We start from the raw sequence: 15,023 nt of genomic DNA on the forward strand, positions 1-15,023 counted from the left end.
CCGATACGCGTATCGATCCCGGTCCTGGTTTCAATCTGTTCTGTGGCGACAACGGACAGGGTAAATCCAATCTGCTGGAGGCCGTGGACTACGTAGCCTGTCTCCGGAGCTTTCGGGGAGCGGGCACGGCCGACCTCATCCAACGGGGGCGGGAGTGCGCAACGCTCGCCATGAGCGTGCAGGACAACGGCCCGCCTCGTACCCAGCGTGTGCTGCTGCAACGGGCCCATGGGCGCAGGCTCAGTGTGGACGGAAAGCGACCGCGCAGCCGCTCCGCCTACTTCAAGGGCTGTCAGGCGGTGCTCTTTCACCCGGGGGACAACCAACTGGTGCTTGGGTCCCCGGAAGGACGCCGAGCCTTTCTGGATCGCATTCTGGAGCAGATCGATCCCACCTACGCGAGCGCGCTGACCACCTACCAGCGAGCATTGCGCAGCCGCAACCGCCTGTTGCGTCAGCCCCCGGCGGCGCGTCCGGCGGTCCAGTCCTACGATCCGTTGCTCGCGAGCGCGGGCGCGGTCTTGGGCGCCTCCCGAGCCCTGCTGGTGGAAGCGCTTGGAGCCGCGCTCGAGCCGTCCTTCAGGCAGATTTCGGGTGATGGTCTGGCCATCAGCGCTCGCTATCTGCCCCGTGTGGAGCCTCGTGTGGAGCTATTGGCTCGTGCGCTTGCCGAGGATTTCGACAAGGACACGGCGCGGGGTTTCACGGGTCGTGGGCCGCACGCAGACGAGCTCGAACTGCGACTGAACGACGAGCCCGCGCGGCACCATGCTTCTCAAGGGCAGCAGCGAACCATCGTTCTGGCTCTCAAGCTTGCCGAGCTGCGCTATTTTGAAACCTGCACCGGGCGGCGACCGTTGCTATTGCTGGACGATGTATCAAGCGAGCTGGATCCAATCCGTAGTCAGAGGTTCTTCGGCCTGCTTCGGGAGCTTGCAGGTCAGGTGTTCGTGACCACCACACGTCGCGAGTACGTGCAGCTCGGCGCCGAACATCGTGTCTACCACGTGGACGCTGGGGTGGTCAGCCTCGTAGACTAGTCCAGGGTGCCGCTGCTGTGCGAAGATTGGCGTGAGCGCTTGCGCTCGCTCGACCCGGTAGCTGTAGAGGGTCGGATCGATGCTGTCGTGGGTCTCGGCCTGCGCGCGGTCATGCCCGAGATCCGGGTGGGTGCCTTGGTCCGCGTGCGGCGCCGCGCTGGTGAGCCGCTGCTGGCGGAGGTGGTTGGTTTTCAGGGCGACCAGGCACTGCTGCTGCCGTTCGGCGAGACGCGCGGAGTCGGGCCCGATGACCGTGTCGAGCTCTTGCAAGCGCCGCTCGAGATCACCTTCGGGGATTGCCTGCGTGGCCGTGTCCTCGACGGGCTGGGCCGTCCCATCGACGGCGCCGGAGAGCTGCGCGGCGTGCGCTGGCCGGTCATGCGAAAGCCGCCCGCGCCGCTGCAACGTGCGCGCATCGAGCGGCCGCTGGCGCTAGGGATACGCGCGATCGATGCGTTCGCAACGGTAGGCGAGGGCCAGCGCGTGGGCGTGTTTGCCGGCAGCGGTGTGGGCAAGAGCACGCTGCTTGGCCAGATAGCGCGGCACGCGGACGCGGATGTGTTTGTTGTGTGCTTGGTCGGAGAGCGAGGCCGTGAGCTGCGCGAGTTCTTGGAGGATTGCCTGGGCGCGACCGGCGCCGGTCGCTCGGTAGCGGTATGCGCCACGAGCGACGCCCCCGCGCTGCTGCGCGTCCAAGCGGCCTACGTGGCCACTGCCGTGGCCGAAGGGTTCCGCGATCGGGGCCGCAGAGTAGTGCTGCTCATGGACAGCCTGACCCGTTTCGCTCGGGCGGCGCGCGAGGTAGGGCTTGCTGCCGGCGAACCGCCCGCTCGCCGTGGTTTCCCTCCCAGTGTGTTCGCGGCTCTGCCAGGGCTGGTCGAGCGGGCGGGCACCGCGAGCAAGGGCTCGATCACGGCCTTCTATGCAGTGCTCGTGGAAGGGGGCGACCTGGATGAGCCGGTCGCCGACGAAGTTCGCGGCATCGTCGATGGACACATCGTGCTCAGTCGGGAGATCGCAGCCAGAGGTCGCTGGCCGGCCGTGGACGTGCTGGTGAGCCTGTCCCGCGTCATGGATCGGGTGGTGGATCCGCCGCACCGAAGGGCAGCCGAGCGCGTGCGCGAGCATCTCGCGATCTACGAGGCCAAGCGCGACCTTGTGCTGCTCGGCGCCTACAAGCCGGGGAGCGATCCGAGGCTCGATCGGGCGCTCGAGCGTATCGAGGCCATCGAACGTTTTCTGAGGCAGCGCTCGGACGAGACAACCCCCTACGATCAGACCCGCTCCGCCCTACTCGAGCTAGCCGGGATAGAGGCGAGCTAACCCGTCGCCGACATGAGTTCCCGCCCAGAATCGCGCGACAGCGGTTTACGTCCTCGCCCCGGCCCTGCGAAATACTTCCAGTATTCCTCGGTCCGGCGCTCCGGGCGCACGCGCTCTCGCATCGATTCTGGGCGGGAACTAACCGAGCCAGGTGCGTAGCTTTTCCAAGAACGACTGCTGTCTTGGGTGGGTTTCGGCGTCGAGCTCGGCAGCGAGCTGCTGAACCAGGCGGGCCTGGCGTTCGCTGAGCTTGGCTGGAACCTCAAGATGCACGGTCACCAGCTGGTCCCCCTTGCCGTAACCACCGAAGACCGGGAAACCCTTACCTCGCAACCGAAATACCGTGCCGGGCTGTGTGCCTGCAGGCACTCTCATGCGCAGCTTGCCCTCGAGCGTGGGCACATCCACGTGTGCGCCGAGCGCAGCCTGGGCGAAACTGATGGGTATCTCGCACAGGATGTTCGCATCTTCGCGGGTAAACAGCGGGTGCTTTTTCAGATGCACCTCGACGTGCAGGTTGCCCGTGCCGCCGAGCGTCTGCTCGCCGCCGCCCCGCAGCGTCCGCACCGCGCCATGTTCTATCCCGGCGGGCACACGCACCGTCATCGTTTCAGTGCGCTGTACGGTGCACTCTGCGCGGCACTCGCTGCAGGCAGTCTGGATGCGTTTGCCGCTGCCGTTGCAGGCGCTGCATGAACGACTGGCGCTGAAGAAGCCACGCTGGAACTGAATCTCGCCCCGGCCCTGACACGCCGGGCATTCGGTGAGCGGCGTACCGGGCTCGGCTCCACTTCCCGAGCAGTGCGGGCAGATAACCTGCCGCTCGAGCTGGATCTCCTTGGTCACGCCCTTGGCTGCTTCCTCCAGGGTCAGCTCCAACTCGTAGCGAAGGTTTCGCGGAGCCCTGTGCCGCGGTCCGGCTCGGCGCATTCGGAACACGTCGCCGATCAAGCCTTCCAGTATGTCGCTGATTGCCCCGAAATCCACCTGGTCGCGGTTGGATCCCGAGGTTCTTTCGTAGGCGGCGGCTCCGACCCGGTCGTAGTGGCGACGCTTGTCCGGATCGCTTAGCACGGAAAACGCTTGACTCGCAGTCTTGAAGGCTTCCTCTGCGCCTTCGTCGTCGGGATTGTGATCGGGATGGTGCTTTATGGCGAGCTTGCGATAGGCTCGCTTGATGTCTTCGGTGGAGGCGGTTCGGTCTACACCCAATACCTCGTAGTAGTCCCGGGAGGCCATGGTGCGCAGCCTGTCCTAGGGTGTTGTGGAAGGCAACTGCCAGAGCCGAGTCATGGCCCGTAACGACCAGCCGGGGGGCGATCAAGCGAGCAGCCTGACCGTTGCCCGCGATCAGGCGGGTCTTCGGCTCGATGTCTTCATCCGGGAGCGCTTCCCCGGCTGCGGCCGTAGCCGGGCGCGGGCGCTGCTCAGACAGGGAGCCGTGCTGCTCAACGATCGCAGGGCAACCGCCGGCCAGCGCCTCGAGGCGGGCGACCGTGTGAACTTCAGGCGAGCACCCGAACAAACCGCTTTCGAGCCTCAGGTCAACCCGGCGTTCGAGCTCGAGCTGCTCTTCGAGGACGCGCACCTGGTTGCCGTAAACAAGCCGCCTCACCTGCCGAGCCATCCACTGCGGTCGGACGAGCGGGACACCGTGGTCAACTTCCTGCTCGCGCGCTTTCCGGAAATGCTGGATGTGGGCTACCGGCCGCGCGAAGGGGGGCTAGTGCACCGGCTTGACGGGGGCACGTCGGGACTGATGCTGGCCGCGCGCACTCGCCCTGCGTTCGAGGCACTGCGGCTGCAGCTTCGCAGCTCAGAGCTCGACAAGCGCTACTTGGCGTTGTGTGCCGGCGAGCTTTCGGCTCCGATCGAGCTCAGGCACCGCTTGCTCGTGGCTCATCGGCGCAAGGTGGTTGTGCAAAAAAGATGCAGCTCGGGCGGAGTTTGGGTACGCAGCTGGATCCTCCGAAGGTCGCTTTTTGATTCGCGGACCGCTCTCGGCCCCCTGTCGCTGCTATGGTTGAAAGCGCCCCGCGCGGTTCGTCACCAACTGCGCGCTCAACTGGCCGCCATCGGTCATCCGATCGTGGGCGACCGCCTGTACCAAGGACCCGAGCTTGCTCCCCTCGATCGCCATTTCTTGCACGCCAGTGAGATTCGCTTCCGACATCCGGTCAGCGCTAGACCGTTGCGGCTGCGCGCGCCGCTCAGCGACGATCTGCGGAGCTGTCTGGCCGGGATAGCTCCCTGAAATGAGGATACCAGCGACAGCAACGGCGGGCTCTTTGCGCCAGAGCATGGTCGACCAGCAGCTACGGCGACGTGGCATCGCCGACGAACGTGTGCTTCGTGCCATGGCCGCCGTGCCGCGCGAAGCCTTCGTACCCACTCGGTTGGTCACCGAGGCGTACGCCGACCGCGCATTGCCCATCGGACATGGTCAGACCATCTCCCAGCCCTTCATTGTTGCGCGCACGTGCGAGCTCGCCAGCATTGCGCCTGAGGCCACAGTGCTCGAGCTCGGCAGCGGCTCGGGCTACCAGGCGGCTGTGCTGGGCGAGCTGTGCAGGCACGTGGTCACGATCGAGTGCATTGCCGAACTCGCTGCACGAGCGGCTCGCAATCTCGAGTCCATCGGCCAGCGGCGCGTTCAGGTCGTGACCGGCGACGGCCGGCAAGGCTATCCGGCGCTCGCTCCCTATGCTGCGATCGTGGTGGCAGCGGCCGCCCCCGCGGTGCCGCCAGCGCTCATCGAGCAGCTCGCCCAGGGCGGCCGCCTCGTCATGCCGGTCGGTGCGCGCGGCCTGCAGTCGCTCATTGTCATGCACAAGGGCGAAGAGCGGCTCACCGAGACGTCCTACGATCCGTGCGTGTTTGTTCCTCTGGTGGGCCAGGACTAGCTACATGGCGGTGCAAGAGTAGGGGAGGTCTTTCAATGCCTTCAGCAACCGGATAACTGGGCTGCCAACCGGAGCTGCGCTTTTTTTCGCAGGACCGAGCCCGAGGCCGAGAGCGCCCTCTTCCAGGAGCGCTGGTTGCGCTTGCAGCCCAGGCAGCCTACTCTTACTGGTAGGAGTAATACTATGAAGATTACGTCAAAGGGCCAGGTGACCATCCCGTTCGAAGTGCGTGAGAGGCTCGGTTTGCTTCCGAATACAGAGGTAGAGTTCGTGATGGAGCGGAACGCGGTGCGCATCGTCAAGGTCGTGCCCCGACGAGGACGCGGTCGGGGGGGGGACGCCGTTGCTCGCCTGAAGGGACGAGCGGACGTTCGCATGAGCACAGAAGCGATCCTCGCCCTCACGCGCGCGAAGCGATGACCCGTGTTCTCGTCGACAGCAACGTCATTCTGGATGTAGCGACAAATGACCCCGACTGGTCCGACTGGTCAGCGAACGCGCTCGAATCTGTAGCGAATCGATCGTCCCTCGCGATCAATGCTCTGATATACGCGGAGGTCTCGATCGCCTTCAGCCGTATCGAGGATCTGGAGCAAGCGCTCCCGTCAGCGCTGTATCACCGCGCAGTGCTTCCGTATGAAGCCGCCTTTCTTGCGGGTAAGGCCTTTGTTAAGTACCGGCGCAGGGGTGGTGTACGCACAGCTCCGCTTCCCGACTTCTACATCGGAGCACACGCCGCGGTTGCTGGCTTTCGGCTGCTGACAAGGGACACCAAGCGTTACAGGACGTACTTCCCGTCAGTCGAGCTTATCGGCCCGGAGCCGGAGTAGCCTACAGTCCGGCGGCCCCCACCGCGCCGCATGCGGAACGGGGCTGTCAGAAGCGTGCGTCGACCGCCTCAACACAAGCGCTGCCGCCGTTCCAAGCTAGCGCGTATTCCGCAAGCGGGTTCCATCTGGCCGGGCGAGGTCGTTCACTGGTTAGGGCCCGGAGGCCGGAGCTTCCCGCCGCTCTGATTGACGGTGAAGGTGATGCTCTCGGCAGTCCATATGCAGCCGTAGGTGTTCCAGTTGTCGCGGCCGATCGGTGCAGTGCTGCCCTTGGGCGGGTCGCGGGTAGTTTGAAGGACTAGAACGGTAGGCGCAGGCCGGCCATTCCGATCATGGCTTTGCCGTAGCGAGGATCGAAGCGCGTTACCGTGTAGGTGCGCCATGCGTAGTCGAAGCTCAGGTCGGCCCATGCCCTGCTGGCGAAGCCGAACAGGCTGTCCTCGAGGAAGAACAAACGCATCCGAATCTGCGCGCCCGCTTCGTGGCTGGAGAACGCCCCCATTTTGGGGTCCGCGCTGAAGTAGATGTCGATCTGCTGCGAATAGGGCTGATTCTCCTTGAAGAAGATCGCACCCGATTGACGATAGTAGCGATAGCGCCAGCGCAGCACCAGGTCGTCACCCACTTCCTTGAAGACCCGCAGCTCGGGCGTCAGCGCGGCCAGCTTCCACGAGTCCAGGTAGGCGCGATACATGGCATGCACGGCGATCTGTGTGTCCGGGTGGTACCACGCCAGTCGTGCCTGCAGGTTGTGCCGCAGGCGCCGGCCCGGGTGCTGCTCGGGTACGGGGGGCGAATCGTTGGTGCGAACCGAGCGATAGCGGTTCGCCAAAAACCCGGTGAGATATCCAAACGTGTAGGAAAACGAGGCCACCATGGTGGGGGAGACGACCTGGTCCCAACCGAGCAGCGTGCTCGCGCCCCGCAGGATACGGCGCTGCTGTTCCGATACCACGTTGAAGCCGCGCAGCACCCTGCCCACTTCGTCCTGCGGCAGCACGGTGAGCGCCAGGTGCAGCACGCTGTTGCGCTCGTTCAGCGACAGCTGCACGGCGGCTCCCGCGCTGCGTGACACGTAGTCCGGCTCCTGGCTGATGCGACCCGACACCGTTGTTTTGAGCTGAGCTTCGCCCAGATCCGCTTCGTAGCCGACGTACAGTCCCCCTTCTTTGCGCCACTCGGTAAAGCGGCGATCGACCAGCAATCCGGCTGAGATGCTCGCGCTGGTGATCACGTCCACCAAGCCCGTGGCGCCGAACTCGAGCCCTCCGGGAGTCTGGACGTGCCCGTAGAGTGTGGGCACGACGACTCGAGTGGATCGATCCCAGTAGTAGCGGGCGCGCGGCTCGAGGTAGCCCGACCAGCTCCCGGTGCCCTGGTCGGCTTGCGCCGCTGCTGTCACGCTCGACAGCAACAACACCATGCCTATCCAGCGCCGCGTGCGAGGTCCGAGTACCCACCCTGTTGCCACGCTCCTAGTTGCAGCCACAACCGCCACCCGTGCTGCTGCTGCTTCCGACGGCTCCTTCGCGCGAATCGTAGATATGGCCCCGGAACGTCTCCTGGGGTCCCTCACGCTCGAGATCCATGCTGGGCCGGGCGAGGTACTCGCGTTCGTAGGGTGCCACGTGAACGCAGCCCGCAGCGAAGCCGGCCAGGCACACCGTGACCAGCAGAAGCTTAGGAGGCTGCGCCCGGTCGGAGCGGCTGTTTCTCGGAGCCTCTTTAATCCTCATTGTCGAGTGCACGTGCCAGCCAAATCAGCGGCGAGAGCAGCTGTCGCGTGAACCCGCGCAGCGTTTCGTTGTGCCGAATTGCTCGAGCCGCCACGGGCCCGTGCCGGTAGTACAGGTCGACCAGATAGCGTCCGGCTGCGTAGGGCATCAGGTAACGATCCCGGAACCTGCGAAGGACGAAGACCTCCTCGGCCAGCGGCGTGCCAAAGGCAGCGCTCGCCACGAAACAGGGGGAGACCGTGGTGAAGTGGATCTCGCTCGTGGTCACTTCAGCCACCGCGATCGGCCCGGCGCTCGCGCAGCTGTCCACGGCGCGAATCCCCACGTAGTAGCGGGTCTCGGGAGCCAGGCCGCCGAAATCGATCGAGATCGTCGGCTCTTCGCCGGCAACTGGAATCTTCAGCGCATCCATTTCCGAGCTGGCCGATTTGGCGGGCAGCGCACGCAGGAAGGAGGTCTCGTCGCTGATCGGTTCGGTACCGACACGCACTTCGTAGCGCGCTATCTGCACGTCGTCTTCAGGGGCCGTGAAGCTCAGGTGGGCCCACTGATGCGAGTGCTTTTCGTTTCCGTGCCGGAGCACGCTCAGGTCTTGGATGGCTCCCGGTGCACGATCGCTCTTACAGCCGCCCGAAACGCCGATCTTGAAGCGGCTGCCGTCGGACATGGCCCGCAGGCGGTCGGCGCCGCTGCCGGGTGCCAGGGCCGGATTGTCCCGTATGCCCAACATGCTTTGGTTGATCTCTCCAAAACCAGGCGCCGTGCTATCCCAGGTGCCACGACCAGCAGCCTCCTTGGTCTGGAAGGTCGTCTCCCGGCCGCTGTACGTCTCGAACGGCAGGGCGTAGACGACGGACGGTTGGCCCCGATAGGGGTAGCCAAAGGTCAAGGCCCAAGAGTCCCAGCTGTCTTGAGGCGTGCTTGGCGTCGGCAACGCGTCGGGTCCAAAGGCCGTGCTGCCGGCGCCGTAGTCGCCCTCGACGTTGATTTCGAGCCAGGCCACGTAATCGCCGGGCGCCAAATCCAAGGGAAACGGCCACGTGTAGTCGACGAGCTCGTCTCCCGGCTGAGTAGCGTGGGTGACCGCGTCGATCTCGGGCATCACCTGGCGCACATCGCTGGCGAAGCGGGCAACGTCCTGGTGGTCGAAGCACGAGGTGGCGGCACACCGCCTGACGTCGCTGCGTGCGGGATAGAGCGAGCTCAGCGACAGCGGACGCATCGTGCCCGCGCCCCGGCTGGCCTCGTAGGGCTCCCCGTAGCCACTACCCACGTCGAGCGACGTAAGGTAACGGCCCTTGTCGCTGTTGAACTGGCTCGCGCAGGTTATGGCGTCGAGCTGGTCGTGCCGCGACAGCTCGGCGTTGAACGACAGGCAGAAGTAATCGTCGGGGGAGAAATCGTTGCTCGAGCGCGATGCGTAGCCCTCCGCAGGCACGCCGCCGGCATTGCGACGGTCCTGAAAGATGACGCGAGGGAAGCTCTGCGCGCCGGGTGCCTGCGCCCTGGCGTGCGCCCACACCGGCAGCACCCCTTCGCGGCGCCCGTAGGGCCAGCGCCAACCGCTGTTCATCTGTGAAGCACCGGGCCGGTTGCCGATGCCTCGGCGAGCCACGGCTTCGGTAAGCCAAACGGTACGCAAGAACTCGCCTTCGGCGCTCTCGATCCAGATGGCTATCTGGGCTCGCTTGGTGGGAACGAATTCGAAACGCACCAGGGTGGAGGCTTGCTGGGCAGCCGCCTCCGGGCAGCTCGAAAGAGCACCCAGTGCCGCCAGCGCCACACCAAGCCAGCGCGCGAACCCTCCTCCCGAGCATGATGGCATCCGCGCAGCCTAGCGCGCGGACCGGTCGCACTCAAGCGTTTAGCGCGGGCCTTCTTGGGGCCACCTTGGCGGCTACGTGGGCCTTGCGCGGCTGCATTTTGCGCGGTAGCCCGATCAGCGGCGAGCCCGCCGAAAAGCGCGTCTCTGACGCCCTTGGCGCGTGTTTCCAGGTTGCTGGGCTCCGCCCTGCAGGTTGGTGATGCGGTCCCTCAGCTCCCCCGCCCTCTCGAACTCGAGTTGATCTGCCGCAATCAGCATTTCGCTCCGCAGCCGTTCGATCAGCAGCGGGAGCGACTCCGAGTGCGCGTCGTCCTCGGGTGCGTCCCCTTTGGGCACGGGCAGATAGTCTTGTTCGAGGGCGTCGGTCGCCATGTCCGGCAACGCCTTGCGCACGCTGCGAGGCGTAATGCCGTGCTGGTGATTGTACTGCGCCTGGATCTCGCGGCGGCGCTCCGTTTCGTCGATGGCTTGCTGCATGGCCCGCGTAAGACGATCGGCGTACATGATGACTTGTCCGTGTACGTTGCGCGCCGCCCGGCCGATGGTCTGAATCAGCGAGCGCGGCGAGCGCAGGAACCCTTCCTTGTCGGCGTCCAAAATCGCCACCAGCGATACTTCAGGCAAGTCCAGCCCCTCTCGAAGCAGGTTGATTCCCACCAGCACATCGAACTTGCCGGAGCGAAGATCCCGCAGGATTTCCACACGCTCCAAGGTGTCGATGTCGCTATGCAGGTAGCGCACCCGCACGCCCAACTCCGCGTAGTACTCCGTAAGATCTTCGGCCATGCGTTTGGTCAGCGTGGTGACGAGCACGCGTTCATCGCGCTCGGCGCGCAGTCGGATCTCGTGCAGCAGATCGTCGACCTGGTTGCTGACAGGCTTGACCGTGACCTTCGGGTCCATCAGGCCGGTGGGTCGCACGACCTGTTCGATCACGACACCGCCCGTCTTGTCGAGCTCGTAGTCGCCAGGCGTCGCGCTCACGTAGATACGCTGGCTGGCCCGCTGCTCGAACTCCTCGAACCGGAGCGGCCGGTTGTCGAGCGCGCTCGGCAGGCGAAAGCCGAAGTTCACGAGGGTTTGTTTGCGCGAGCGGTCCCCACGGAACATCGCGCCGAGCTGCGGGACGGTCTGATGCGACTCGTCGAGCACGAGCAGATGATCCTCTGGCAGGTAGTCGAGCAGGGTCGGTGGAGGCTCGCCCGCGGAGCGACCCGAAAGATGCCTCGAGTAGTTCTCGATGCCGTGGCAGAATCCCATCTGTTCCAGCATCTCCAGGTCGTACAGTGTTCGCTGCTCGAGACGCTGCCGTTCGAGCAGCTTGCCCTCTTGTGCGAGCTTGGGCAGCTGCACGCGCAGTTCCGCGCGGATGGACTCGATCGCCCGCCGGCGCTGATCCTCGGGCGTGACGTAGTGCGACCCCGGATAGACGCCGTAGCGCTCGAGCTCACGCACGACCTTGCCCCGCAGCGGCTCGATCTCGCTGATGCGCTCGATCTCGTCGCCCCAGTACTCGATCCGTACGCCCAGGTCTTCTTCGTAGGCAGGAAAGATCTCGACCACGTCACCTCGGACACGGAAGGTACCCCGGTGAAAGTCGACGTCGTTGCGTTGGTACTGGATGTCGACCAGCCGCCGCAGCAGCTCGTCGCGCAGCAGCTCTTCGCCTCGCTTGATGGTGACGATCATGCCTTGATAGGCTTCCGCCGAGCCCATGCCGTAGATGCACGACACGCTGGCGACGATAATCACGTCGCGGCGCGACAACAGCGATCGGGTAGCGCTGTGTCGCATGCGGTCGATGCGGTCGTTGATGATCGCATCCTTTTCGATGTAGGTATCGGTGGTGGGAAGGTAGGCTTCGGGCTGATAGTAGTCGTAGTAGCTGACGAAGTACTCCACCGCGTTGCGCGGGAAGAAGCTTTTCATCTCCGAGTAGAGCTGCGCGGCGAGCGTCTTGTTGGGCGCGATGATCAACGCGGGGCGCTGCAACTGCTGGATCAGCTGGGCGACGGTGAACGTCTTGCCGCTGCCCGTGATGCCCAGCAGCACCTGATGCTGCTGCCCCTGCGTCAGGCTCTGGCACAACTGCTCGATCGCCTGCGGTTGATCACCGCGCGGCGACAGGTCGCTCAGTAGCTCGAATCGTTGCGCCGCTTCGGGCATGCCGCGACTAGTAGCACGAATCACGAGTTCACCAGGGTCCTGCGGACCGGCCACCAGTCCAAGGGCCCGCGGAAGAATAGCTCATCCATTTCGCCGGTTCTGACCACCGCCGGCTATGTTGCTCCTCCTCGAAGTATCCCCAATACTCCTCGTCGGCGCGCCTCGCCAGCGGCGCCCAGTCCTCACCGAAACGCACGAGTTATTCTTCCGCGGGCCCTAAGGGCCCGAATCCTGGTTGACCGCCTTGCGCACGAAGAGGTCCTCGAGGGTCTCGCGCTTCGGCGTCACCGCGATCAAGGTAGCCTGATGGTCGAGCGCGCTGCGGACGACTTCAGGCACTGCTGCATCGCCTTCGATCGTGACTACCAGGCTGCCCTCCAAGTCGCTGATCTGCATGGCTTGCCGTTCGAGCTGCGCGCGGCACGCCGCGGTCACGTTCGCAAGCTCGACCTCGACGTGGCGCACCTCGGGTCGCAGGAGCGTGGAAAGCGACCCCGTTGCACTGACGAGGCCTTGATTCAGAATCGTCACCTCATCGCAGAGCATCTCGACATCGCTCAGGATGTGACTCGTGAAGATCAAGGTCTTGCCGCGCCTGCGTTGATCCAGCAGCACATCGCGCACGTGCTTGCGCCCTACGGGATCGAGCCCGCTGAACGGTTCGTCCAGGATCAGCATCTCGGGATCGTGCAGCAGCGCCTGCGCCAGGCCGATGCGTTGCATCATGCCTTTGGAGAAGCGACCGATCGGTCGATCGACGGCGTCCGAAAGCCCCACGTCTTCGAGCTGCTTCGTGCTGCGCGCCTTGCGTTCGCGTTCTTGGAGCCCCACCAGCCGGCCGCACAGGTCCAGAAACTCGAGCGGACGCAAATACTCGTAGACATAGGGGTTTTCGGGCAGGTAGCCCAGTCGCGCGCGCGCCTCGCGGCTGGCGCCCTCCGAGCCGAACAGCCGGATGCTGCCCCGGGGGGGATGGATCAGGCGCAGTGCCATCTTGATCGTCGTGGTCTTTCCTGCGCCGTTCGGTCCCAGAAAGCCGAAGATCTGGCCCCGCCGCACGCTGAAGCTAATGCCCCTGACCGCATGCACCGGCTTGCGAAAAAAGCCGATGCGGAACGTCTTGTGCAGGTCACGGACCTCGAGCACGCTGTCGCCAGCCATGGAGCAGGGTGCGCGGCTGGCACGCGTCATGGTGCTTTTCCCGCGCCGCCCCCCAGCACAGCAGCGACGGCGTCGATCACGAGTTGCTGTTCGCCGGCTTGCAGCGTCGGATAGAGCGGCAATGCGATGCCGTATTCGGCGATGTGCTGAGCGTTTGGAAAGGAGCGTCCCCGTTGCCGAGCCAGCTGGCTGGCCTGTGCCAGCTGCGGCAAGCTATGCATCGCGTACGAGAGCATACCGGCCTCGACGTTCCTGGCACGCAGCTGTTCGAGCACGCTGGCGCGCCGGCTTGCAGACCGCGGAAGCAGCGCGCCCATGGTCTGAACGTTCCACTCGGCACCGGCTGGGGCGCGCTGGAACTCGAGCCCGCCCAGCGCCGCACGGTAGCGGGCCGAGAGCGCTCGCCTGCGGGCCACGATGGCATCCAGACGTCCGAGCTGGATGCTGCCCATGGCGGCAGCCATTTCGGTGAGCCGGAAGTTACCCGCAGGCTCGCGGAACCGGCCGGGCGCGGATTGACCGTGGTTGCGCAAGACCGTGAGCCTGTGCGCCAGCTCGGGTTGGTCGGTCAGGCAGGCGCCCCCTTCGCCCGTAGTCAGCAGCTTTCTCGGATGGAAGCTGAGGCAGGCGATGAGTCCCATCGAACCGCAGGGCTCACCATGCAGGGAGCTTCCGAGGCTGCAGGCCGCGTCCACGATCAGCGGTAGCTCGCCCAGCGCCGCCTGGATTTCGGTCACTCGGGCGGGGACACCAAACTGGTCGATCACCACGGCGGCGCGCGTCCGATCGGTACGTGCTTCGGCGAACGCGGCGGGTAGGGCGTTCCATTCGTGGCGATCCACATCCACCAGCACGGGGCTCGCGCCGCAGCGGATGATGGCATGTGCGGGGCTTGGCCAGCTCAGATCCGGGCACAGTACCTCGTCGCCGGAGCCCACCCCCGCCGCCTGCAGCGCGAGGCTCAGCGCGGCCGTACCGCTCGCCACGGCGACCGCGAAGGTGCGCCGGCAGGTCGCGGCCAGCAACTCCTCGAACTCGGCGACCCGTTGCCCTTGCACGAGGCGGCCCGAACCGAGCACCGCCGCCACGGCGTCGAGCTCTTCGGAGCCCAGCATCGGCTTGCACAGAGGGATCACTGCCAGGTCGCGTTGTCCCAAGCCACGTCTTGCGCTCGATCATACGTCAGTTCGGGGGTCCCTCTGCGCTTCTAGTTTGATACTTTTGGCCGTGTTCGTACCCACGGGACGGGGCCGCGCGGACCCCGTTCGTCTTCCCGCGCTCGGTCAGGCCGGGTTATCGTGCCCGCATGCAGCCCGAAGGCCTGCTCGAGGCCGCGCTGATCGCGCTTGACAAGCTGGGTGTCGAGGTACGCGTCCAGAGGCTGCCCGACGAAGCGCAAGTACTCGGTGGCGTCTGCCGCATCCAGGGCCGGCTCACCGTCTTTGTGTCGCCGCACGCTCCCGTCGCCGACAGGCTGGCGCTCGTTCTCGACGCGCTGCGGCGTTCGGACCACGAGTCCATCTGGCTTGCGCCGCTGCTGCGCGACGCGCTGCGATCGGGGCCGGCAGGACAACAGCCGAGAGATACGAGACTGGAGAGCAACAGTTGAGAGGTAACCGTTATCCGAACCGCAGCCCGGCGTATTCCTCGTGCGACTGCTGCGGGCGTGCGCGCCCAGAAAACCGCCCGAAAGCCCGGCTTCCTGGGACCCCGAACGGTTTCGTTGAGAGCCGAAGCCGAGCGCCTACTGTCGACCCCGTAGCGCCCATGTCACGATTGTTACGCTCGTGTGTCGAAAGCGACCCGTTTTTCCACAGCGCGGATCGGCGCCCATGTGGATTCCCTGTGCAAAAAACGTATAAGCACTCGATAATAAAAATCAAACGCCTGCTGCCGCTTGTGGATGGCTGGTTGCGTTATTGTCACCCCTGGGGGATGGGTGAAAACCCTCGCCTTTAGGCGAAGCCTTCAGGAGGCGTAGCCGAAGCGGATTATCCCCCGCATGAATGCGGGGGTTTTGACCTGTTTTTTCGTGAATG

Annotated in this window: 14 protein-coding genes; 7 read left to right on the top strand and 7 right to left on the bottom strand. The window is 65.2% G+C overall.

The annotated features are described in order from the left end of the window. The coding region (gene recF, locus MJD61_07675; GenBank protein ID MCG8555153.1) for a DNA replication and repair protein RecF at positions 1-1,040 on the top strand (1,040 nt) is incomplete at its 5' end. 6 nt (positions 1,041-1,046) lie between these two features. Further along, complete coding sequence (locus MJD61_07680; GenBank protein ID MCG8555154.1) at positions 1,047-2,363, top strand: FliI/YscN family ATPase; 1,317 nt, start codon at positions 1,047-1,049, stop codon at positions 2,361-2,363. 138 nt (positions 2,364-2,501) lie between these two features. Here MJD61_07680 and dnaJ read toward each other — a convergent pair whose 3' ends face one another. Beyond that, positions 2,502-3,602: a molecular chaperone DnaJ gene (gene dnaJ / locus MJD61_07685; protein MCG8555155.1), complete on the bottom strand. Its 1,101-nt coding sequence runs from the start codon at positions 3,600-3,602 to the stop codon at positions 2,502-2,504. 52 nt (positions 3,603-3,654) lie between these two features. Here dnaJ and MJD61_07690 point away from each other — a divergent pair, with 52 nt between their 5' ends. The 4 genes from MJD61_07690 to MJD61_07705 all read left to right on the top strand — a co-directional run bounded on the left by MJD61_07690 (position 3,655) and on the right by MJD61_07705 (position 6,096). Further along, positions 3,655-4,617, top strand: coding sequence for an RluA family pseudouridine synthase (locus tag MJD61_07690; protein MCG8555156.1), 963 nt, complete (start codon positions 3,655-3,657; stop codon positions 4,615-4,617). A 1-nt stretch (position 4,618) separates the two neighbouring features. Beyond that, positions 4,619-5,266 carry a protein-L-isoaspartate(D-aspartate) O-methyltransferase gene (locus tag MJD61_07695; GenBank protein MCG8555157.1) on the top strand — a complete coding sequence of 216 codons (648 nt, stop codon included), beginning with the start codon at positions 4,619-4,621 and terminating at the stop codon, positions 5,264-5,266. Positions 5,267-5,449: 183 nt separating this feature from the next. Continuing rightward, positions 5,450-5,686 (top strand): AbrB/MazE/SpoVT family DNA-binding domain-containing protein, encoded by a 237-nt coding sequence (locus MJD61_07700; protein MCG8555158.1) that lies wholly within the window; start codon positions 5,450-5,452, stop codon positions 5,684-5,686. Next, on the top strand, positions 5,683-6,096 hold the full coding sequence (locus MJD61_07705) for a type II toxin-antitoxin system VapC family toxin (protein MCG8555159.1): 414 nt from the start codon (positions 5,683-5,685) through the stop codon (positions 6,094-6,096). Before MJD61_07700 ends, MJD61_07705 begins: the two co-directional genes overlap by 4 nt. A 298-nt stretch (positions 6,097-6,394) precedes the next feature. On the opposite strand, the gene MJD61_07710 is transcribed toward MJD61_07705, so the two are convergent. From MJD61_07710 to MJD61_07735, 6 genes are all read right to left on the bottom strand, one after another. Then, on the bottom strand, positions 6,395-7,519 hold the full coding sequence (locus MJD61_07710) for a DUF3570 domain-containing protein (protein ID MCG8555160.1): 1,125 nt from the start codon (positions 7,517-7,519) through the stop codon (positions 6,395-6,397). Positions 7,520-7,571: 52 nt separating this feature from the next. Next, on the bottom strand, positions 7,572-7,832 hold the full coding sequence (locus MJD61_07715; GenBank protein ID MCG8555161.1) for a DUF4266 domain-containing protein: 261 nt from the start codon (positions 7,830-7,832) through the stop codon (positions 7,572-7,574). Next, positions 7,822-9,657, bottom strand: a complete 1,836-nt coding sequence (locus MJD61_07720; GenBank protein ID MCG8555162.1) for a hypothetical protein — start codon at positions 9,655-9,657, stop codon at positions 7,822-7,824. Before MJD61_07720 ends, MJD61_07715 begins: the two co-directional genes overlap by 11 nt. Positions 9,658-9,771: 114 nt before the next feature. After that, on the bottom strand, positions 9,772-11,823 hold the full coding sequence (gene uvrB, locus MJD61_07725) for an excinuclease ABC subunit UvrB (GenBank protein MCG8555163.1): 2,052 nt from the start codon (positions 11,821-11,823) through the stop codon (positions 9,772-9,774). A gap of 216 nt (positions 11,824-12,039) precedes the next feature. Continuing rightward, positions 12,040-13,014 carry an ABC transporter ATP-binding protein gene (locus MJD61_07730; GenBank protein MCG8555164.1) on the bottom strand — a complete coding sequence of 325 codons (975 nt, stop codon included), beginning with the start codon at positions 13,012-13,014 and terminating at the stop codon, positions 12,040-12,042. Then, on the bottom strand, positions 13,011-14,141 hold the full coding sequence (locus MJD61_07735) for a DegT/DnrJ/EryC1/StrS family aminotransferase (protein MCG8555165.1): 1,131 nt from the start codon (positions 14,139-14,141) through the stop codon (positions 13,011-13,013). The genes MJD61_07730 and MJD61_07735 overlap by 4 nt, the downstream gene beginning before the upstream one ends. A gap of 149 nt (positions 14,142-14,290) precedes the next feature. On the opposite strand from MJD61_07735, the gene MJD61_07740 reads away from it, so the two are divergent. Further along, the gene (locus MJD61_07740; protein MCG8555166.1) at positions 14,291-14,593 is read left to right on the top strand and encodes a hypothetical protein; all 303 of its coding nucleotides are present in this window, start codon (positions 14,291-14,293) and stop codon (positions 14,591-14,593) included. Positions 14,594-15,023 lie beyond the last annotated feature (430 nt).

This window comes from Pseudomonadota bacterium, assembly GCA_022361155.1.
GTDB lineage: Bacteria > Myxococcota_A > Polyangia > Polyangiales > JAKSBK01 > JAKSBK01.

Excerpts from the sequence above, each read along its gene's own strand:
- dnaJ (MCG8555155.1), bottom strand. The coding sequence starts at position 3,602 with ATGGCCTCCCGGGACTACTACGAGGTATTGGGTGTAGACCGAACCGCC.
- MJD61_07690 (MCG8555156.1), top strand. The coding sequence starts at position 3,655 with ATGGCCCGTAACGACCAGCCGGGGGGCGATCAAGCGAGCAGCCTGACC.
- MJD61_07695 (MCG8555157.1), top strand. The coding sequence starts at position 4,619 with ATGAGGATACCAGCGACAGCAACGGCGGGCTCTTTGCGCCAGAGCATG.
- MJD61_07700 (MCG8555158.1), top strand. The coding sequence starts at position 5,450 with ATGAAGATTACGTCAAAGGGCCAGGTGACCATCCCGTTCGAAGTGCGT.
- MJD61_07705 (MCG8555159.1), top strand. The coding sequence starts at position 5,683 with ATGACCCGTGTTCTCGTCGACAGCAACGTCATTCTGGATGTAGCGACA.
- MJD61_07710 (MCG8555160.1), bottom strand. The coding sequence starts at position 7,519 with ATGGTGTTGTTGCTGTCGAGCGTGACAGCAGCGGCGCAAGCCGACCAG.
- MJD61_07715 (MCG8555161.1), bottom strand. The coding sequence starts at position 7,832 with ATGAGGATTAAAGAGGCTCCGAGAAACAGCCGCTCCGACCGGGCGCAG.
- MJD61_07720 (MCG8555162.1), bottom strand. The coding sequence starts at position 9,657 with ATGCCATCATGCTCGGGAGGAGGGTTCGCGCGCTGGCTTGGTGTGGCG.
- uvrB (MCG8555163.1), bottom strand. The coding sequence starts at position 11,823 with ATGCCCGAAGCGGCGCAACGATTCGAGCTACTGAGCGACCTGTCGCCG.
- MJD61_07730 (MCG8555164.1), bottom strand. The coding sequence starts at position 13,014 with ATGACGCGTGCCAGCCGCGCACCCTGCTCCATGGCTGGCGACAGCGTG.
- MJD61_07740 (MCG8555166.1), top strand. The coding sequence starts at position 14,291 with ATGCAGCCCGAAGGCCTGCTCGAGGCCGCGCTGATCGCGCTTGACAAG.